The sequence below is a fragment of the Constrictibacter sp. MBR-5 genome (genome assembly GCF_040549485.1).
Classification (GTDB): Bacteria; Pseudomonadota; Alphaproteobacteria; order JAJUGE01; family JAJUGE01; genus Constrictibacter.
Window position 1 is genome coordinate 405,115 of the sequence record NZ_JBEPTK010000003.1, and the last position, 19,439, is coordinate 424,553.

General features: G+C 69.5%; 18 protein-coding genes. 6 read left to right on the plus strand and 12 right to left on the minus strand.

Annotated features, from left to right (window positions below):
- Nucleotides 1-11: 11 nt before the first annotated feature.
- Genes ABIE65_RS08885 through ABIE65_RS08895 form a run of 3 tightly spaced genes read right to left on the minus strand, consistent with a single transcriptional unit; the run spans nucleotide 12 to nucleotide 3,396 of the window.
- Nucleotides 12-1,256 (minus strand): class I SAM-dependent methyltransferase, encoded by a 1,245-nt coding sequence (locus ABIE65_RS08885; protein ID WP_354077163.1) that lies wholly within the window; start codon nucleotides 1,254-1,256, stop codon nucleotides 12-14.
- Nucleotides 1,253-2,062, minus strand: a complete 810-nt coding sequence (locus ABIE65_RS08890) for a DUF1365 domain-containing protein (protein ID WP_354077164.1) — start codon at nucleotides 2,060-2,062, stop codon at nucleotides 1,253-1,255. The genes ABIE65_RS08885 and ABIE65_RS08890 overlap by 4 nt, the downstream gene beginning before the upstream one ends.
- Nucleotides 2,059-3,396, minus strand: a complete 1,338-nt coding sequence (locus ABIE65_RS08895) for an NAD(P)/FAD-dependent oxidoreductase (RefSeq protein ID WP_354077166.1) — start codon at nucleotides 3,394-3,396, stop codon at nucleotides 2,059-2,061. The genes ABIE65_RS08890 and ABIE65_RS08895 overlap by 4 nt, the downstream gene beginning before the upstream one ends.
- Before the next feature lie 271 nt (nucleotides 3,397-3,667).
- Here ABIE65_RS08895 and ABIE65_RS08900 point away from each other — a divergent pair, with 271 nt between their 5' ends.
- The 5 genes from ABIE65_RS08900 to ABIE65_RS08920 all read left to right on the plus strand — a co-directional run bounded on the left by ABIE65_RS08900 (nucleotide 3,668) and on the right by ABIE65_RS08920 (nucleotide 8,569).
- Nucleotides 3,668-4,207, plus strand: coding sequence for a sigma-70 family RNA polymerase sigma factor (locus ABIE65_RS08900; protein ID WP_354077167.1), 540 nt, complete (start codon nucleotides 3,668-3,670; stop codon nucleotides 4,205-4,207).
- Complete coding sequence (locus tag ABIE65_RS08905) at nucleotides 4,207-4,857, plus strand: ChrR family anti-sigma-E factor (protein WP_354077168.1); 651 nt, start codon at nucleotides 4,207-4,209, stop codon at nucleotides 4,855-4,857. Before ABIE65_RS08900 ends, ABIE65_RS08905 begins: the two co-directional genes overlap by 1 nt.
- 73 nt (nucleotides 4,858-4,930) lie before the next feature.
- On the plus strand, nucleotides 4,931-5,881 hold the full coding sequence (locus tag ABIE65_RS08910) for a bifunctional helix-turn-helix transcriptional regulator/GNAT family N-acetyltransferase (RefSeq protein ID WP_502918518.1): 951 nt from the start codon (nucleotides 4,931-4,933) through the stop codon (nucleotides 5,879-5,881).
- Nucleotides 5,882-5,942: 61 nt separating this feature from the next.
- Nucleotides 5,943-7,010 (plus strand): EAL domain-containing protein, encoded by a 1,068-nt coding sequence (locus ABIE65_RS08915; protein WP_354077169.1) that lies wholly within the window; start codon nucleotides 5,943-5,945, stop codon nucleotides 7,008-7,010.
- Complete coding sequence (locus ABIE65_RS08920) at nucleotides 7,007-8,569, plus strand: PAS domain-containing sensor histidine kinase (protein WP_354077171.1); 1,563 nt, start codon at nucleotides 7,007-7,009, stop codon at nucleotides 8,567-8,569. Before ABIE65_RS08915 ends, ABIE65_RS08920 begins: the two co-directional genes overlap by 4 nt.
- On the opposite strand, the gene ABIE65_RS08925 is transcribed toward ABIE65_RS08920, so the two are convergent.
- The 4 genes from ABIE65_RS08925 to ABIE65_RS08940 are packed head-to-tail and all read right to left on the minus strand — an operon-like array spanning nucleotide 8,563 to nucleotide 12,078.
- Nucleotides 8,563-9,432, minus strand: coding sequence for a TauD/TfdA dioxygenase family protein (locus tag ABIE65_RS08925; protein WP_354077172.1), 870 nt, complete (start codon nucleotides 9,430-9,432; stop codon nucleotides 8,563-8,565). The two genes, ABIE65_RS08920 and ABIE65_RS08925, sit on opposite strands and share 7 nt — an antisense overlap.
- A 41-nt stretch (nucleotides 9,433-9,473) precedes the next feature.
- The gene (locus ABIE65_RS08930; RefSeq protein ID WP_354077173.1) at nucleotides 9,474-9,887 is read right to left on the minus strand and encodes a Rieske (2Fe-2S) protein; all 414 of its coding nucleotides are present in this window, start codon (nucleotides 9,885-9,887) and stop codon (nucleotides 9,474-9,476) included.
- A 2-nt stretch (nucleotides 9,888-9,889) separates the two neighbouring features.
- Nucleotides 9,890-11,008, minus strand: coding sequence for an amidohydrolase family protein (locus tag ABIE65_RS08935; RefSeq protein ID WP_354077174.1), 1,119 nt, complete (start codon nucleotides 11,006-11,008; stop codon nucleotides 9,890-9,892).
- Nucleotides 11,005-12,078 carry an amidohydrolase family protein gene (locus ABIE65_RS08940; protein WP_354077176.1) on the minus strand — a complete coding sequence of 358 codons (1,074 nt, stop codon included), beginning with the start codon at nucleotides 12,076-12,078 and terminating at the stop codon, nucleotides 11,005-11,007. Before ABIE65_RS08940 ends, ABIE65_RS08935 begins: the two co-directional genes overlap by 4 nt.
- Nucleotides 12,079-12,368: 290 nt before the next feature.
- On the opposite strand from ABIE65_RS08940, the gene ABIE65_RS08945 reads away from it, so the two are divergent.
- Nucleotides 12,369-13,163 (plus strand): peptidoglycan-binding protein, encoded by a 795-nt coding sequence (locus ABIE65_RS08945; RefSeq protein WP_354077177.1) that lies wholly within the window; start codon nucleotides 12,369-12,371, stop codon nucleotides 13,161-13,163.
- Nucleotides 13,164-13,191: 28 nt separating this feature from the next.
- Here the strand turns inward: ABIE65_RS08945 and ABIE65_RS08950 are convergent, their stop codons facing one another.
- The 5 genes from ABIE65_RS08950 to ABIE65_RS08970 all read right to left on the minus strand — a co-directional run bounded on the left by ABIE65_RS08950 (nucleotide 13,192) and on the right by ABIE65_RS08970 (nucleotide 19,368).
- Nucleotides 13,192-14,094, minus strand: coding sequence for an HpcH/HpaI aldolase/citrate lyase family protein (locus ABIE65_RS08950; RefSeq protein ID WP_354077178.1), 903 nt, complete (start codon nucleotides 14,092-14,094; stop codon nucleotides 13,192-13,194).
- A gap of 17 nt (nucleotides 14,095-14,111) precedes the next feature.
- Entirely contained in the window at nucleotides 14,112-15,326 is a 1,215-nt protein-coding gene (locus ABIE65_RS08955; RefSeq protein WP_354077179.1) for a CaiB/BaiF CoA transferase family protein, read from the minus strand.
- Between the two features lie 31 nt (nucleotides 15,327-15,357).
- Nucleotides 15,358-16,449 (minus strand): ABC transporter ATP-binding protein, encoded by a 1,092-nt coding sequence (locus ABIE65_RS08960; RefSeq protein ID WP_354077180.1) that lies wholly within the window; start codon nucleotides 16,447-16,449, stop codon nucleotides 15,358-15,360.
- On the minus strand, nucleotides 16,442-18,166 hold the full coding sequence (locus tag ABIE65_RS08965; protein WP_354077181.1) for an ABC transporter permease: 1,725 nt from the start codon (nucleotides 18,164-18,166) through the stop codon (nucleotides 16,442-16,444). Before ABIE65_RS08965 ends, ABIE65_RS08960 begins: the two co-directional genes overlap by 8 nt.
- Before the next feature lie 71 nt (nucleotides 18,167-18,237).
- Complete coding sequence (locus tag ABIE65_RS08970) at nucleotides 18,238-19,368, minus strand: ABC transporter substrate-binding protein (RefSeq protein ID WP_354077182.1); 1,131 nt, start codon at nucleotides 19,366-19,368, stop codon at nucleotides 18,238-18,240.
- Between the last annotated feature and the right edge of the window lie 71 nt (nucleotides 19,369-19,439).

Here is a 19,439-nt window from a genome sequence, read left to right on the forward strand (position 1 = left end):
GCCACCATGCCCTACGTGCGGACCAGCGGGATCTGCATCACGTCGATGTTGCCGATGGTGAAGCCCGCCTCGCAGTAGCAGAGGTAGTAGCGCCAGAGCCGTCTGAACCGTTCGTCGAAGCCCTGGCCGCGGATCTCCGGCCAGGCCGCCTCGAAGCGTTCGCGCCACAGGTTCAGCGTGCGCGCATAGTCGCCGCCGAAGCGGCGCTCCGGCTGCGGCGTCAGTCCCGCTTCCGCGGCCGCCGCGCGGAACGCCGCCGGCGACGGCAGCATGCCGCCCGGAAAGACGTAGCGCTGGATGAAGTCGGTGCCCCGCCGATAGGCCGGGAAGACGGCGTCGTCGATGGTGATCACCTGCACCGCCGCCCGGCCGCCGGGGACCAGGCAGCGCGCGACGGTCTCGAAGAAGGTGCGCCAGTAGCGTTCGCCCACCGCCTCGAACATTTCGATCGAGACGACGCCGTCATAGGCGCCCCGGACGTCGCGATAGTCCTGGCGCCGGATCTCCACGCGATCGCTCAGGCCGGCCGCCCGAATGCGCTGCGAGGCGTGCGCATGCTGGGCGTCCGATATGGTCAGCGCCGTCACCGTGCAGCCGATCTCCCGCGCCGCCCATTCGGCGAAGCCGCCCCAGCCGCATCCGATCTCCAGCACGCGGCTGCCGGCACGCAGGCCGGCGGCCTCCGCGGCGCGGCGGTATTTGTTCACCTGTGCCGCCCCGAGATCCTCGATCTCGCCTTCGAACAGCGCGGCCGAGTAGGTCAGGCTCGGGTCGAGCCAAGCGCCGTAGAAATCGTTGCCCAGGTCGTAGTGCGCCAGGATGTTGCGGCGCGAGCCGCGGCGCGAGTTCGGGCGCAGCAGGTGGCCGAGCCGGGCGATGAGGCGCGACGGCAGGGAGCCGCCGAGGTCGCCCGCCAGCGCTTCCCAGTTCGCCGAGCCGAACGCGATGAAGCCGGTCAGGTCGGGCGTGTCGACCTCGCCGCGCACATAGGCTTCGGCGAAGCCCAGGTCGCCGCCGGTCACGATGCGGCGGAACGCCTGGCGGTCGCGGATGGTGAGCGACGTGGACGGACCCGGCTCGCGGCCGTGCAGGTGGAGCCGCCGCCCGTCGGGAAGCGTCAGGTCGAGCGCGCCGAGGCGCAGCCGCTGCGCCGCCGCGCGCAGGACCGCCGCCTCGGCGAAGCGGAGATGCAGGCCGGCGACGGCCCGGGTCCAGCGCCGCGGCGGTCCGCCCAGCGCATCGGCAGCGGCGTTCAAACCGGCATCTCCCGTCGTTCCGTGCCCGTTCCCGCGGACAGCCGGATCGCGCCGCCGCGCGGTGTGTGTGGGTGGATTTTCGCGCCCTTGAGCCACAGTCGCAGCGCCTCCCAGTGAATCGCCCCGATCACCTTCTGCGTGAGGATCGGGTGGGAGAAGAATAGCCGCGCCAGGGCGCCGTCGCCGAGTGGGCGTGCGTGGGCGGAGAGAGTGGCGACCAGCTGCGGCCCCTCCGGCACGTCCTCCCGGATCATCATGTGCAGGCGCTCGTCAGGTCCCCGCAGGCGGAAGCGGTAGGTGGCCTCCATGCCGATGAACGGCGAGACGTAGAACGCCTTCTCCGCGCGGTGCGTGCTGCCGCCGTCGCCGATCGGAACGACGTAGCCGTGCCGCTCGCCCCGCGTGTTGGACACTTCGTAGAGGATGGCTCCCAGCCGTCCGTCGCGGTCGTGGCAGAACCATACCGTCAGCGGGTTGAAGACGTAGCCGAGCACGCGCGGGAAGCACAGCAGGCGGATCGGGCCGCCGTCGAGGTCGATCCCCGCCTCGGCCAGCCTCGCCTCGATCCACGGTCGCAGCGGCGTGCCGTCGCGCGGGCCGTGGTCGGCGTCGTGGAAGCTGAACAGGCCGGCGCGGTTGTACGCGAACAGGCGCAGCGACCGGTCGAGCGCCGGCAGTTCGTCCAGGTCGAGCAGCATCGTGAAGACGCGGTAGGCGAAGCGGTGGTGGAACGGGCGCAGCCGCGCATGCGCCACGCGGCCCACGAAAATCCGGCTCGCGAAGCCCGCTGACGCCGCGGCGGTCATGCCGCTTCCAGGGAGTCGACGCGATAGTCGGTGGCCACCGGCGCCGTGACACGCGGATCGATGGGCGGCTCCCAGGGGGCGGCGCAGCCGAGGGCGCGGGCCACGCCCAGCGCCGACGACAGGCCGTCTTCGTGGAAGCCGAAGCCGGTCCAGGCGCCGCAATACCAGGTTCCCGCCGTCCCCTGGATCGCCGGAAGGCGCCGCTGTGCCGCGACCGCCGCGGCGTCGAACGCCGGATGGTCGTAGCTCCAGCTGCCGAGCACCGTCTCGGGCGCGGGCTCGTCGAGCGGGTTCAGCGATAGAATCACCGGCTTGCGCACCCCCAGCGGCTGCAGTCGGTTCATCCAGTAGCTCAGCGCAACGCCCGCCTCGCTGCCGCGGGCATCCTCGCCGCGCGCCATGTAGTTCCAACTGGCCCAGGCGCGCCGGCGGCGCGGCATCAGCGATCGGTCGGTGTGAAGGATCGCGCGGTTCGGGCGGAAGCCGACGGCGCTCAGCGTCTGCCGTTCCGCCGGCGTCGCCTCGTCGCCCAGGATGCGCAGCGCCTGGTCGGCGTGGCAGCCCATCACCACGGCGTCGAACCGGTCGGTATGGCCGCTGCCGTCGCGCACCGTCACGCCGGCCGGCGTGCGATGCACGGCCGCGACCGGTGCGCCCAGCCGGATGGTGCCGTCGAAATCCGCCGCCAGGCGCTGCACATATTCCCGGCTGCCGCCGACGACGGTGCGCCAGCGCGGCCGCTCGCCCAGGCTGAACAGGCGATGGTTGTCGAAGAAGCGGATGAACGTCTCCGCCGGCATCCGCGACACGTCGCCCAGCGGGCAGGACCAGATCGCCGCCGCCATGGGCAGGAGATGCCGGTCGAGGAAGACGCGCGAATAGCCCCCCTCGGCGAGCACGTCGCCGATGGTGGTGTCGGCCCGCATCCCGCGATCGAGCAGTCCGGGCGCGGTGCGGTAGAAGCGCACCACGTCACGCAGCATCGCCCAGTGCGACGGCCGCACGACGTTCGCAGGCTGCGCGACCAGGCCGGCGATGCTGCCGGAATATTCGTAGCGGCCGCGGTCGAGCGAGACCGCGAACGACATGTCGCTCGCCACGGTGGCGACGCCCAGCTGGCCGAACAGCGCCGTCAGGTTCGGGTAGTTCAGCTCGTTGTAGACGATGAAGCCGGTGTCCACCGGCACCAGCCGCCCGTCGAGGCGTACCGTGACCGTATGGGCGTGGCCGCCCAGGCGTCGCTCGACTTCGTACAGGACGACCTCGTGCCGCCGGGACAGCGACCACGCCGCCGCCAACCCCGCGATACCGCTTCCGACAACCGCAATGCGCATGCTCGTCTTCGGCCCTTCTTGTCCTGTACCCGGCCGTTCCGGTTTTCTCGGCGGCGGCCTCTCGTTTCGGGCCATAGCTACGTGCACCGCGGCGCGACGGATCATATAGTCGCGCTGTGATCCGACCCGGCATGGGCCGCGTAAGCGCCACAGACATCGGGGAGGACGCATGAACGCCGTGGCGTGTGCGCTGGCTCCGAAGGTGCGGAGTCTCGAGCCATTCGCCCGACTGCGGCCGAAGAGGCGGGAGCGATGCGCTGACGGGGAACGCGTGGAGGATTTGACCGGTCTGGTTCGTGCCGTGGCGCTTCAGCGCGACCGCGCGGCGTTCTGCACGATCTTCGAGGTGATGGCGCCTCGGGTGAAGGCGTTTCTTCGCCGCGGTGGTGCCGACGACCAGACGGCAGAGGATGTGACGCAGGACGTGATGATCACGGTTTGGCAACGTGCGGCGATGTACGATCCGGCGAAGGCGAGCGTCAGCACGTGGGTGTTCACGATCGCCAGGAACCGGCGGATCGACCTGATCCGCCGGGCGCGCCGACCGGAGATCGACGTGGTCGAGACCGAGATGCGCGCCGAGGAAGACCCGGCGCATCGCGAGATGGAGGCACGACTCGACGCGCCGGCGCTCGCCAGCGCGATGCAGCGCCTGCCGAGCGACCAGAAGGCGCTGCTGGAACTGGCGTTCTTCGAGGACAAGACCCACACGGCCATCGCCGAAAGCCTCGGCCTGCCGCTCGGTACGGTCAAGTCGCGCCTGCGGCTCGGGCTCGCGAAGCTGCGCGCCGCCCTCGGGGATATCTCGTGATGCCGCAGTTCCATCCCACCGACGAGCATCTTCTCGACTATGCGACGGGCGCGCAGGACGAGTCGCTGGCGCTGCTGATCGGCACCCACCTCGCGCTGTGCGCGGCGTGCCGGGCGCGGGCGGCCCGGCTGGACGCGCTGGGCGGCGCGCTGCTGGAGGGGGTCGAGACGGCCGCATTGCGGCCGTCAGCCCTGAACGACTGTCTCGAACGTCTCAGCGTCGCCGGCGATCCGCCGCCGCCGCCGGTGCGGACCGTTCGGCCGGACCCTGTGATCCCGGAGCCGCTGCGCTCCTATCTCGGCCGCCCGCTCGACGAACTTCCCTGGCGCAGTTATGGCGGCAAGGTGCGCGAGTTCCGCATGTCGTTGGGGACACGCGGCAATGCGGTGCGCATGTATCGCATAGCGCCCGGTGCCGCGCTGCCCGAGCATCGCCATGCCGGGGAGGAACTCACGCTCGTCCTCGCCGGCGGCTTCAGCGACGGCGAGGCCAGCTATGCCCGCGGCGACGTCGCCTGTGCGGACAGCAGCATCGTCCACACGCCGGTGGCCGACCTGGACGGCGAGTGCATCTGCCTCGCGGTTACCACCGGCCCGCTGCGCTTCACCGGCTTCTTCGGCCGCCTCCTGAACATCGTCGTCCGCGACTGACCCGGCGGGGTTCTTCCCCGCCGGCCGTCTCGCATGCTATGTGTTGTCACAGACAACATATCGGGAGGCGATGGTGCAGACGGTCGCTGAGGTCCGCGATTTCAACCGCTTCTATACGCGGCAGATCGGCCTGCTGCGCGAGCACCTGCCGCCGGGCGAATGCTCCCTGGCGGAGGCACGGGTCGTCTACGAGCTGGCGAAGGGCGGCGAACAGACCGCGGCCGACCTCGCGCGCACGCTGGACATGGACAAGGCCCATCTCAGCCGCATCGTCGCGCGCTTCCGGACGCGCGGCCTGGTCGCGAGCCGCGTCAGCCCCGATCACGGCAAGCACCGGCTGCTCTCCCTGACCGAGGCGGGCCGGGCCCTGTTCGCGCGGCTGGACCAGGGCAGCAGGGCGCAGATGGAGGCGATCCTGGCACCGCTCGACGACGGGGCGCGCGGCCGTCTGACGCACGCCATGGGCGAGATCAGGACGCTGCTCGATCCCGGCGACCGGACGCGTCGCCCCGCCGACGTCCGGCTTCGGCCACCCGAGATCGGCGATCTCGGCTGGGTGGTGCACCGCCACGCCGTGCTCTACGACCGGGAGTACGGCTTCGATCGCACCTTCGAAGGCATGGTGGCGGAGATCGTCGGCCGGTTCTCGGCCGACTTCGACCCCCGTCGCGACGATGCGTGGATCGCCGAGCATGCCGGCCGCATCGCCGGGTCCGTCTTCCTCGTGCGCGGCGAGGCGGCGGGTGCCGCAAAGCTTCGGCTGCTCTATGTCGAACCGGATGCCCGCGGGCTCGGCATCGGCGGACGGCTCGTCGATGCCTGCATCGCGCGCGCCCGGGCGCTCGGCTACCGCCGGCTCGACCTCTGGACGAACGACATCCTCGTCGCGGCGCGCCGGATCTATCAGGCGGCCGGCTTCACCCTGGTCGAGAGCAGCCCGCACCGGTCGTTCGGTCTCGATCTCGTCGGCGAGGTATGGACGCTGGATCTGGCGGCCACGGACCGGGCGCGCGCACCCGCTTGAGGTTCCGTTAACCAACTGCGGTTGTAATGGCCTTCCCTGGGTCGCCTGAAGAAGGGTCGGCATGTCGGTTTGTCCGCGCTGCGAGGTGCTTCCGTCGAAGATCGACGGGCCGCGCGACTATTATCTCTGGTTTCCGCTGGGTCATTCGCACGCCAAGGTGCGTCGGACGTTCGAGGAGACGGGCGCCGCCTGGCGGCCGGATCCGGAAACCGGTGCCTCGGTGCTTTCGGTCGACCCCGCGACCTTCCGGTCGATCGGCGGCCGGCTGCTCGACGTCCTCTCCTCCGAGGAGATCAGGGCGACGCGCATCCTCGCCGTCTCGCCGGGCGACGGTCCCGGCCGCCGCGACTATCCCGCCGTGACCAGCCTGCGGCAGATGCTGGCGTTCCAGGATTCGAACTGGCTGCTCGATGCGCTGGCCCGCGAGGACCTGTCGGTACGGTTCGCGCCGATCGCCTTCGCCGATGCGGTCGACGAGGTCTTCGCCCATCAGGCCGACGTCGCGGTGCGGAATGCGTCCGGCGACGAGGTCGACGGCGTGGCCCTCCTGCAGATCGCGCAGGAGGCCGGCCTGCTGTTCCAGGCCGACCGGCTGGCGCGGATCGCCGCCATCAAGGAGGCCGAGGCGCAGCGTATCGACACGCCCATCTTCGTCACGTTCTCGCCGGCCGCGATCTACGACCCGACCTTCTGTCTGCGCACCACGGTGGCGGCGCTGGAGGCGACGAGCACCCCGAAGGACGCCGTCTGCTTCACCATCGTGGCGCCCGAACGCTGGGACGACCCCCGCCACCTGCGCACCATCCTCGACTTCTACCGCGGGTCCGGATTCAGGGTGGCACTCGGCGGCGTCGGGTCCGGTGCGTCGTCGCTCTCGCTGATCGAGACGCTGAAGCCCGACATCATCTTCGTCGACCGGGGCATCGTCGCATCGGTCGATGCCGACACCTACAAGCAGGTGATCGCGCGCAAGCTGCTCGAAATCGCGCAGCGGCTGCGGATCGAGAGCGTCGTCGGCGGCATCGCCACCGAGGCCGAGATGACCTGGGCCTACGAGCAGGGCGCCAACTATGTGCAGGGACCCTACCTGACGCGCCACATGGAACCCCGCTCCGTCCGGGTCGCATGACCGCGCCGGACGCGGGCGACGAGGCGCCGGGTGCGCCGCCGACCTTCCTGTTTGCCGCCCTGCTCGATGGTCTCGGGCCGTGTCATCTGGCGACGGCCGACGGCGAGATCCTCCATGCCAGCCGTCCGCTGAAGGAACTGTTCGCCCTGCACGGCGAGCCGCTTCCCCGCGCCCTGCCGCGCCATGTCGCGGTGCGGGCGGCCCGCCAGCCGGGCGGTATCCGGACCCTGACGACGCTGCGGCGCGACGGCGCCGAGCGGCAGTTCAACGCGGTCCATCGCCGCTTCGGCGACGAGGGCGCGGCCACGCACCAGATCCTCACGATCTATGAGGAGACCACCCGGGAGCAGCAGGCGCTGGCGGCGCTGCGGCGCGCACGGGACCGCTCGGACGACCTGATGCGCGTCGTCTCGGACTGGGTGTGGGAGTGCGATCGCGACTGGCGCCTCGTCTTCGTCGCGACGCGCGACGGCACTCTGCTCGGCCGGCCGGCGGAGGCCGTCAAGGGAACCGGCCTTTTCGAACTCGGTCGGTTCGTCGCCGACAGGGACCGGCCCGCGGCGCGGCTGCCGCGGCCGCGCCAGCGTGCCGCCTTCTACGACGTGCTCTTCGCCGCCGTCGACGCTGCGGGCGGCGAGCGCCTGTTCCGCATGTCGGCCGTGCCGATCTTCGGCGAGCAGGACGGGCTGTTCGAGGGCTTCCGCGGTTCGGCCTCGGACGTGACCGACCGCGTGTCTGCGGAGGCGGACGCCGCCGCCTACCGCGCCCAACTCGAGGCGACGCTCGCGGCGCTGAAGGAGCGCAACCGGCAACTCGATGAGGCCCTCCAGGCGGCCAATGCGGCTGCGGCCGCGAAGAGCGAGTTCCTGGCGATGATGAGCCACGAACTGCGCACGCCGCTGAACGCCGTGATCGGCTTCTCCGAGGTCATGGAGATGGAGGCGTTCGGGCCGCTGGGGCACGACAAGTACAAGGGCTACGTCGTCGACGTGCTGCAGAGCGGCCGCTTCCTGCTCTCGCTGATCAACGACATTCTCGACCTGGTGAAGTTCGAGAGCGGCCGGATGGATCTGCATCCGGAACCGGTCGACGTCCTCGAAGTGGCAAGCGAGTGTGTCGGCTTCGTCCGCGAGCAGGCCATCCGGAAGTCGGTCGTCATCGATCTCGCCGTTCGCCCCGGCATCGTCGTCCGGGCCGATCCGAAGCGCCTCCGCCAGCTGCTGCTGAACCTCCTGTCCAACGCGGTGAAGTTCACGCCGGAAGGCGGCCGCATCGACCTGACCGCCGCGGCGGAGACCGATGGCGACGGCCGGCCGACGGTCGCCATCGTCTGCCGCGATACCGGCATCGGCATCGCGGCGGAGCATCTCGACATGGTGTTCGAGCCGTTCCGTCAGGCGGACAGCTCGCTCGCGCGCAAGCACGAGGGCACCGGCCTCGGCCTCCCCATCGCGCGGTCGATCGCCGAGCGTCACGGCGGCTCGCTGACCCTCGCGAGTACGGTCGGCATGGGCACGACGGCGACCCTGCGGCTGCCGGCGGCATCCGACGTTCAGTAGGGCCGGCTGCCCTTGATCTGCGTCCGGTGCATGCGCCGGCGCAGCGCAGGGTCGAACGGCTCGCGCCGGTGCAGCGTGCAGCGGTTGTCCCACATGACGACGTCGCCGACGCGCCAGTGCTGCACCCAGCAGAATTCCGGCTTGATGGCATGCGCCCAGAGTTCGTCGAGCAGCCGGTCGCTCTCGGCGACCGGCACGCCCATGACGTAGGCGTTCCGCCGCCGGCCGAGGAACAGCGCCTTGCGCCCCGTCTCCGGGTGCGTCCGCACCAGCGGGTGGACGGCGCCCGGCAGATTCTCCGGCGTGTAGTGTTCGTCGAAGCCGGCGCGCAGTTCGCCCGTGCTGTTGCGCGTCGCGTCGTGCTTGCAAGTCAGCGTCTCCAGCCGCGCGCGCATGTCCGCCGGCAGCGCCTCGAACGCCGCGTACATGTTGCAGAACCAGGTGTGGCCCGCCCCCTCCGGCACCTCGATGCCGTAGAGCACGCTCGCGTCGGGCGGCACGTCGTTATAGGACATGTCGGTGTGCCACTCGGCCTCGCCCGCGCCCAGGCTGCCGACGGGCTTGCCGTCCACGACGATGTTGGAGATGACGGCGATCTCCGGCCGCTCGGGCTGGAACGGCCGCCCGGTGCGTCCGGTCGGCGCCATGTCCAGGTCGCCGATGCGCCGGCTGAAATCGGCCAGCGCGTCGTCGTCCAGCGTCTGGCCGCGGAAGCGCAGCACCAGATGGTCGAGCCAGGCGCGGCGGATCTCGCCGAACAGCGCATCGTCCATCCGCGACAGGTCGACGCCGCTTATGTCGGCACCCAGGGTGTCGCCGCTGGGTGTGACCCGGATGCCGGTATCCGCCTGTGCCGTCGCCATGCTTTTTCCCCTTACTGCCGCAGACCGGCGGGCCGGTCCGGTTAGACCTCCAGGATCACGTAGTCATCCTCGACGGTGACCGGGAAGCTCTCGGCCACGTAGGGACCCTTGACCAGTTCGGTGCCCGGCTCGACCGAGACCGGATATTTCTTCACGAAGGTGCGGCGCGGGTCGGACCAGGACTGGCCGGTGCGGATGTCGAACTCCCAGCCGTGCCAGGGGCACTTTACCATCTCGCCGGCGCGCGAGAAGCGGTACTCGCCGGGCGTGTCGGCCTCGACCATGCCGACCCGGTCGCCGTGGCACAGGCCGCCGCCCTCGTGCGGGCAGCGGTTCAGCAGCGCGTAATAGTCACCCTGCATCTCGAACACGACGATGTCGCGGCCGCCGGCATGGACCAGCCGGCAGCCGCCCGACGGAATCTCGCCCACCTTGGCGACGACGTGACGACCCATCGTCAGGCCAGCCCGTACACCGCGCGGGCGTTCCCGGTGAAGATGCTGCGCTGCTGCTCGTCGGTCAGTGCCACCTTGAAGGCGTAGCGCGGATCGTCGAAGTCCCAGTGCGGATAGTCCGTCGCGAAGACGATTCGGTCGTAGCCGACCCACTCCAGCGTGTCGCGCAGGTCGCGGCGGCGGTCCGTCTCCTCGATCGGCTGGGTCGAGAACCAGATGTTGCGCTTGATGTAGGTGGACGGCGGGTGCGCGACGTGCGGGACCTCGTCGCGGAAGCGCGCCCACTGGCGGTCCATCCGCCACGTCCAGGTCGGGACCCAGCCGAAGCCGGCCTCGACGGCGACGATCTTCAGGTCGGGCCAGCGTTCCAGCACGCCCTCGAAGACGATGCTGGCCAGCGCCGTCTGCATCGCAACCGCGTTGCCGAAATGATCCTCGATATAAAAGGAGTGCCAGCCGCCCGGCGTCAGCGGCACGCCGTTGGCGCCGCCGGAATGGATCCCGATCGGGATGCCGTGCCGCGCCGCGGCCTCGAAGATCGGCCAGTAGCGCTTGCGACCGAGCGGCTCGCTGGTGCGCGCGGTCAGGAAGATCTGGGCGAAATGCTTGTCTCCCGCGCGCCGCTCGATCTCGGCGACCGCCGCCTCCGGGTCCTCGCAGGGCAGCGAGATGGAGGCCTTCAGCCGCGGCTCGGGCCGCGCCCATTCCTCGACCTGCCAGTCGTTGACGGCGCGCGCCAGGGCCGCCGCGAACTCCAGGTTCCGCTGGTCCTTCACCGCCGGATACAGCACCTGAAGGATGCCGTACTCGACACCGTTCGGGTCCAGGTGCTGTTCGCGCATGAAGTCCAGGTCGCTGCCCGGCGGCCCGCCGTTCGGCGGCCAGGAATCGCGCCGCGACAGGGCCGGCGTCGCCTTCGGATAGGCGGGGCTGCCGAGGAACGGCAGGCGCGTGTGCGGGCCGTAGCTGTCGACGAAGTCGCGCCAGCGCGTCGAGAGGAAGGGGTGCAGGCTCTTCGGCGACCGCAGCATCGGATGGATGTCGCAATCGATCACCGACAGCTTCGCCTGTGCGCCGGTTGCGGCGCCGTCGCGTGGCCGGTCGAGGGTGTCGACGCTCATTGCACGGTCTCCCCTAGCCTGGGATAGGTCGCGAGCGGGTTGTCCCGCGCGATCTTCGCGACGAGGCTCGCGGACAGCCCCTGCGGTAGGGCCCTGTCCTCGTCGAAATGCCAGTGCGGATAGTCGGTCGAGAACAGCAGCAGCGCGTCCGAGCCCATCTGGTCCACGACCCGCTCGAACAGCGCCGGCTCCGGCGGCTCGTCGGTCGGCTGCAGCGTGAAGCGGACATGCTCCGCCACGATCTCGGACGGCGGCCGGTCGACCCAGGGCGTCTCGCGCCGCACGCCGCGCCACGTCTTGTTGGCGCGCCACGTCCAGCTCGGCAGCCAGGTGAAGCCGGATTCGGTCAGCACGACCTTCAGGCCGGGATGCTTGGCGAACACGCCCTCCGCCACAAGGCTCAGCAGCTGGTTCTGGAACGAGGCCGACTGCGCGACATAGTCCTCGACGAAATAGGAGGGCCAGCCGTTCGCCGTGGTCGGCTGGCGATAGCCGCTGCCGGCGTGGATGGCGACGGGCAGGCCGTGTTTCTCGGCCGCCGCGTAGATCGGCCAGTAGTGCCGCTTGCCGAGCGGCATGTCGTGCGAGACCAGCATCAGCACCTGGACGAACCGCCGGTCGCCAGCGCGCCGCTCGATCTCCTCGGCGGCGAGGTGCGGATCCTGCCCGGGCACGACGATCGACGCGCGCAGGCGCGGCTCGCGGTCGAGCCACTCGGCGGCGATCCAGTCGTTCACCGCCTTCGCCAGTGCGGCGGCGAGGTCGGCGTTGAACAGCGCCAGCGCGCCGTGCATGCAGTTCAGGATGGCGAAGCGCGTGTCGAACGGGCCGAGCAGGTGGGCGCGCATCAGGTCCAGGCTGGATCCCGGCTTGCCGCCGATGTCGGGTCGCCAGTCCGGCCGGCCGTGCGCCTTGGCGCCCGGCGGAAAGGACGACAGTTCGAGCCCGTCGATGCCGCGGGTGACGACCGTCTCGCGCCAGTAATCGTCGAGATACGGCACCAGGGTCTTCATGTCCGGCGCGGCCGGATGGACGTCGCAGTCCACGAAGCCGAAAGCCGTATCGCCCATGCGCGCCTGTCTCCCTACGTGCCGCGGGACCCGCGGCGCGGAAGCGAAATGCGCGCGGGGGCTGGCGCCCGCCGCACAGTTTCCTCCAGCTTCCGGGCGGGTGTTGCCAGCTTCAGCCGACCTCCACGCCTCGATTTGTCCTGACATTGGGGCGCGCCGGCGCAGGCTTGTCAAGCCGTTTTCACACGCACCGATGCCGCCGTTGTGATGTCCGCAGGGTGACCGTGCTCACCGCCTCGGACTGGATCGGGCGTACGATCCCGTGCGTTGCATAGGCATCGGAGGCAGCCATGGCCGTCTTGAAGCGTGGTGACAGGGGCGATGCGGTCGAGACGTTGCAGATCTTCCTCACGGGCAAAGGCTTCGATCCACAAGGCGTCGACGGAATCTTCGGCGAAGACACCGAGGCGGCCGTGAGGGCTTTTCAGGAAGTGCACGGCCTCGCCGCGACCGGCCGCTTCGACCGGGAAACCGAAGCCAAGGCCCGTTTGCTTGGCATGCCCGACGCGGCGACGTCGATCGCTTCCGTCGGCTCCTTGGACAGGAACGGCCCCGACTGGCCGGCCAAGCCGGACTTTCCGCCGCTCGTCGGCACTGCGGCCCGCCAGGCCATTTTCGGAGCGTTTGCCTTCGTGCACGAGCCGGTCCCGGGCAACTTCGAAAACATCCGGGTGACCGACGGATGGGCGCAGGCGAACATAGTGCCGGTGGTGGTCCCGGAACTGCGCGGCGTCGACGGTGCGCCGGGTTCCGGCCGGATCTTCATGCATCGGCTGGTGGCGGATCAGACGCGCGCATTGTGGTCTGCCTGGGATCGCGCCGGGCTGCGTCCACGGGTCCTGACCTGGGCGGGCTCGTACGTCCCGCGCCTCGTCCGCGGCGGCGCTAGTCTCAGCAACCATGCCTTCGGTACGGCCTTCGACATCAATGTGAAGTGGAATGGCCTCGGCGCTGTGCCGGCCCTCCTCGGCAAGGAGGGATGCGTGCGCGAACTGGTCGAGATCGCGCATGCGCACGGCTTCTACTGGGGCGGCCACTTCACCCGGCGCGACGGCATGCATTTCGAGGTCGCCAAGGTAATGTGACGGGCGCCGTGGCCGCCACCGGGCGAACTCAGGCCCGCTTCACCTTCGCCTCGATCCGCGCCGCCAGCGCCAGCAGGCGCTCGGCGCGGTCGACGATGGGGTAGTCGATCATCTTGCCGTCGACGGTGATCGAGGCGCGGCCCTGGGCCTTCGCGGTCTCGAAGCCTTCCACGACGCGCTTCGCCGCGGCCACCTCCTCGGCGGTCGGGCCGAAGCCGTCGTTCAGCATCGACACGACCTTCGGGTGGATGCAGGACGCGCCGGCGAAGCCGAAGCGGCGCGAGTTGCGGACCACCTGGCGATAGCCCTCCTCGTCGTTGAAGTCGGCGACGGTACCGATGATGCCCATCGGCAGCACGCCCGCGGCGCGCGCCGCGATCGCGACGCGCTGCTTCGGGTAGAGCAGCACGTCCGGATCGGGCAGGCCGCCGGTGTCGAGGGCGAAGTCCTCGCTGCCCAGGCCGACCGCGACGATGCGCGGATGCGCCATGGCGATCTCCTCGACGCGGGCGAAGGCGCTCGCCGTCTCGACCAGGATCGAGAACTTGGTGTGGCCGATCGGCATGCCCTTCTGGGATTCGATCCGGTCGACCAGTTCGGCGAGCAGGCGCACATGGCTGGCGCTGTCGATCTTGGGCAGCAGCAGCGCGCAGATCTCCGGCGAGACCACCGTCTCCAGGTCGCGCACGCACAGTTCGAGCGGCGCGTTCACCCGCACCAGCACGTCGGCGCCGTTGCGCGACACCAGCTTCGCCGCCTCGGCCACCATGCCGCGGGCGTTGGCCTTCTCGGCCAGCGGCACGCTGTCCTCCAGATCGAGGATGATGCCGTCGGCGCCGCGCGTGTGCGCCTTCTCGACATAGGCGCGCACGTTCGCCGGCACGAACAGCAGCGAGCGCCAGAGGGGGAGGTCTTTCTTGTAGGGATCCATCGGAGCGGCTCCTGAAATCAGATGACGCCGTCGGCCTTCAGCGCGGCGATGCGGTCGGCGTCGTAGACGAGGCCGTAGATCTCGTCGTTGTGCTGGCCGAGGTCGGGGGCGGGGGTGCGCAGCTTGGCGGGCGTGCCGCTGAGGCGCGGCACCGGCAGGTGCATGGGCACCGTGCCCATCTCGTCGTCCGGCGCCTCGACCAGGATGCCGCGCGCCTGGACGTGCGGGTCCTCCATGAACTGCGCGATGTCGTAGACCGGGGCGGCGGTGACCCCCTGCTCCTCGAAGAAGCGGATGTTCTCGTCCAGAGTCCGCGCGCCGATCCAGCCGCCGACGATGCCGTCGACGACGTCGCGGCGCTTGATGCGCTCGGCGTTGGTCGCGAACTCTGGATTGCGGTTCAGGTCGTCGCGGCCGATGGCGCGGAACAGGCGCTCGGTCATCGACTGGGTCGAGGCCGAGATCGCGACCCAGCCTTCGTCGCTGGTCTTGTAGACGTTGCGCGGCGACGACTGCTCCGAGGCCGAGCCGACGCGGCGGCGCTTCTTGCCGGTGACCCGGTGGATCGCCGCCTCCGGCCCCAGGATCGAGAAGATCGATTCCAGCAGGCTGAGGTCGATGACCTGGCCCGTGCCGCCGTTCTGCTCGATGTCGCGCACCGCGATTACCGTCGACATGGCGCCGTAGAGGCCGGCGATCATGTCGGCCATGGCGAGCGGCGGCAGCACCGGCTCGCGGTCCTCGAAGCCGTTGCGCGAGGCGAAGCCGGACATCGCCTCGACCAGCGTGCCGAAGCCGGGCCGCGGCGAGTAGGGTCCGGTCTGGCCGAAGCCCGACACCCGCACCATCACCAGCTTCGGGTTGACCGCGTGCAGCTGCTCCGGCCCCAGGCCGAGCCGCTCCATATAGCCGAAGCGGAAGGATTCGATCAGCACGTCGAACTTCGGCAGCAGGTCCAGAATCACCTGTCGCGCCTGCGGCGACTTCAGGTCGAGCGTGATGCTCTTCTTGTTGCGGCCATAGACCTTCCAGTGGACGGAAAGGCCCTTCTCCTTCCAGTCGCGCAGCGTGTCGCCGCGCTTGCACGCCTCGACCTTCACCACCTCGGCGCCGTAGTCGGCGAGCTGCAGGCTGACCATGTTGCCGGCGACGAGCCGGGAGAAGTCCAGCACGCGGATGCCGCGCAGCGGCCCCGCGGCATCGGGTTCGAATTCGATCTTCGGCAGGGGCATCGGTGGGTCCGGTCGTTCGCGTGAAGTGGGATCAGGCCAGGCGGGCCGGGAATACGATACAGGCTTCCGCCGGAATGTGCGCGAACCCGGCTTCGCCGGTCGCCGCCTGGTCCGCCTCGACCCGGAAGCTGTGCTCGCCGGCATGGACCAGCGTCTGGTGGCGCGCGCCCAGATAGGTGCGCTCCTCGATGCGCACCTGCCATACGGTGCCGCCGTCGAAGCCGGGCGCGTTCGCGAGGCCCGCCAGCAGGATGCGCTCCGGCCGGACGGAGACGGTGACGCGTTCGCCGGCGCGGATGCTGTGCGGCGTGATCGCCGAGAGCGGCGGCAGGCCGGCGATCGCCACGCGCACGCTGCCGTCCGACGCCTCCAGCGCCTCGCCCTGGAAGAAGTTGCTGGAGCCGATGAAGTCCGCCACGAACGGGTCGAGCGGCCGCTCGTAGATCGTCCACGGGTCGGCCAGCTGCACGATCTTGCCGGCGTTCATCACCGCGATCCGGTCGCTCAGCGCCAGCGCCTCGCTCTGGTCGTGGGTGACGTAGACGGTGGTGACCCCGACCTGGTTCTGCAGGTGGCGCAGCCAGGTCCGTGCCCGCTCGCGCAGCTTGGCGTCCAGGTTCGACAGCGGCTCGTCGAGCAGCAGCAGGCTCGGCCGGTAGACCAGCGTCCGCGCCAGTGCCACGCGCTGCTGCTGGCCGCCCGACAGGGCGTGCGGATAGCGCGCGGCATAGGGTTGCATCTCGACCAGTGCCAGCACCTCGTCGATGCGCCGGTCGCGCTCGGCCTTGGAGACCTTCCGCAGCTTCAGCGGAAACTCCAGGTTCTCGCGCACCGTCATGTGCGGCCACAGCGCGTAGGACTGGAACACCAGGCCGATCTCGCGCCCCTCGGGCGGGACGAAGCGGCCGGTGGCGCCGTCGAAGAAGACGTTGCCGCCCAGCGATATCCGCCCCTCGTCCGGCCGGTCCAGGCCGGCGACGGCGGCCAGCGTCGTCGACTTGCCGCAGCCGCTCGGCCCCAGCAGCGTCAGGAACTCGCCGTCGGCGACGGTGAAGGACACGTCGTCGACGGCCCGCACCTCGCCGAAGGTCTTGACCAGACCCTCGACCCGCAGTTCAGCCATAGATGCGCACTCCCATCAGCTTGCGGGCGCCGTAGACGAAGAGGACGGTGATCAGGATCTGGATCGTGGCGAGCGCCGAGACCGGCCCGTTGTCGCCGTTCACCCAGAACTGCAGCATGGTCGTGCCGATGACCTCGCTCCCCGGCGCGAACAGGAAGACCGCCGTCACATACTCCTTCAGGCTCATGATGAAGAGCAGGGCGAAACAGGAGAACATCGCCGGCTTCAGCAGCTTGAACAGGATGGAACGGCAGACGCGCCACCAGTCGGCACCCATCGTGCGGGCGCTGTTGTCGAGGTCGGCGCTGATCTGGGTGAGGGCCGGCGCGATGGCGCCGAAGCCGGTCGGCAGGTAGCGCATCAGGTAGGCGATCACCAGCAGCGCCACCGTGTTGCGCAGCCAGCCCAGCGGCGGGAACAGGCCCATCGCATAGAAGATGCCGATGCCGGCGATGATGCCCGGCACGGCGCGCGGCGTGATCGCGACATATTCCAGCAGCCGGCCGAAGCGGAACTGCGACCGGTTGGCGACCAGCGCGATCAGGGCGATCAGGAAGGTGCCGATCAGGCCGACCGCGAGCGCGATGATGATCGTGTTGTAGATGGAGCGGATATAGACGGGGTAGGTGAAGATCACCTCGTAATGCTGCCAGGTGAACATGTCCCAGATCGGCAGCAGCGGCGTCAGCAGCACCGTGACGGAGCGCAGGGCCAGCCCGCCCAGGACGACGACGATGCCGAAGACGGCGTAGAAGACGAGGCCGCCGAAGGCGACCCAGCGCCACTTGCCGAGCGGGAAGCGCCGCGGCCGTGTCGCCTTGCCGCCGACGGTGACGAACCGGCCGGCATGGCGCATCAGGCGGCCCTGCAGCAGCAGGAGCAGCACCACCACGCCGAGCAGCAGGAACGCCGCCGCCGCGATCAGCGCATAGTCCGGCGTCGCCGCCATGAAGACCTTGTGATAGAGCCAGGTCGTGAAGGTCTCGATCTGCACCGGCCCGCCGAACACCAGCGGGATCGACAGCATCTCGATGGCGATGACGAAGTTCATCACCGTGCCGTAGATGATCGCCGGCCGCATCAGCGGCAGGGTGATGCTGCGCAGCACGGTCCAGGTGCCCGCACCGACCGAACGCGCGGCGTCCTCCAGGTTGGGATCGGCCGAACTCGCCGCCGCGATGCAGTAGAGATAGGCGAGCGGCGCCTGGGCGATGCCGGCCACCACCGCCATGCCGCCGATCGTGTAGAGGTTCCACGGCTCGAAGCCGATCAGGTTCTGCACAAACAGCGTCACGTAGCCGGACGGGCCGTACATGCTGAAGAAGCCGAAGGCCATGACCAGGTGCGACAGGAAGACCGGCCACAGCAGCAGGTCGCCGAAGAAGGCGCGGCCGGGGACGTCGGTGCGGCCGATCAGGATGGCGCCCAGGACGCCGAGCCCCTGGGCGATGATCGTCGTGCCGACCGCGAACCAGGCGGTATTGGTCACGATCTCGGCGAAGTCGGGCGCCGAGACGAGCCGCGAGAAGCTGCTCAGGGAGAGGGTCGCGGTCTCGTCGTAGAGCGGCTTGTCGAGAAACGCCTGGTACAGCACGGGCAGCAGCGGCAGCACGACGAGCAGCAGCGTGATGCCGGCAATGCCCCACTGGATCGCGACGTTGCGGTCGAACATCGGCACCGGCGTGTTCGCCGCCGGTGCTTCGGCGATGGTGGCCATCTGCGTTCCCGTTGTCGGTCGGGCCAGGTCGATGCCCGGTCCGGCGGCTCAGCCCCCGGACCGGGCCGGTCTCACTTGGACTGCGTGACCTGCTTCCAGCGCTCGACCAGGCCAGGGATCTTCTTCACCATCGCCGGGTCGTAGTCGATGAAGGACAGGTTCTCCTCGCCCAGTTCCTCGCGGATCGACTCGTAGGTGTAGAAGGCGACCTCCTCCTTCTTTACGCCGGGCCGGTAGGGTGTCAGGCCGCCGCGTCCGAATGCCGCCTGTCCGGTGTGCGACAGGATGAAGTCGAGCAGCAGCCTGGCGCTGTTCGGATTCGGCGCGCCCTTCGGGATCGCCATCAGGCGCAGGAAGAACGGTGTGCCGTCCTCGATGAAGTTCCAGCCCATCACCTTCTTGTTGACCGCGTCGTTGATCTTGGGGAAGACGACGACGCCCGAGCCGAAGTACAGGACCTTGTATTCGCCGCTGGCGAGCTTCGCCATCATCGGCCCGGTCGACATCTCCGGCCGCGTCTGCTTCCAGACGGTCTCCAGCGCCTTCTGCCCGGCCTCGCCGGTCTTGGCGAGATAGGCCAGGCTGACGGCCTGGGCGAAGGGCGACAGTTCGACGTTGTAGCCGCCGATGGCGTTCTTGAAGAGCGCCGGGTTCTCCTCGATCAGCTTGGCGAGGTGCTGGATGCCGCGCGGCCGCTTGTCCTCGGGCAGGACCAGCTTGTTGTAGACGATCGTGAAAGGGGTCGTGGAGACCGCATAGGCGCCGTCGTGCGGCTTCGCCCATTTCGGCAGCTTGCTCTCCTCGGGCGAGGCGTAGGGTTCGACCGCGCCCTTGTCGAAGAACTCCAGCCAGCCGTCCACGTTGGCGCTGACGATCAGGTCCGTCGTCTTCGCCCCGGAACTGCGCTCGGCATAGTAGCGCGTGAAGACTTCGTTGCTGTTGAGGTCGAGCGTGCTGACGTTGATCCAGGGATAGAGCTTCTTGAAGTCTTCCAGGACCGGCGCCCAGTTGTACTGGGCCATGATCGAGTAGACGAGGAGATCGCCCTCGCTCTTCGACGCCTCGATCATCTTCGCGTAGTCGGCGGGATAATAATCCGGCACGGCCGGCGTCTGCGCCGAGACCTGGGCGGTCGACAGCATGCCCAGGGCGACCGCCGGAAGCACCGCCCGCGCGGCCACTCGCATGAGTCCATGCAGCATATCCGCGTCTCCTCCTGATGTTTTGTCGTCCGCGCGTGAACCGTGCGGACATCTTGCTTGTCCGGACATCG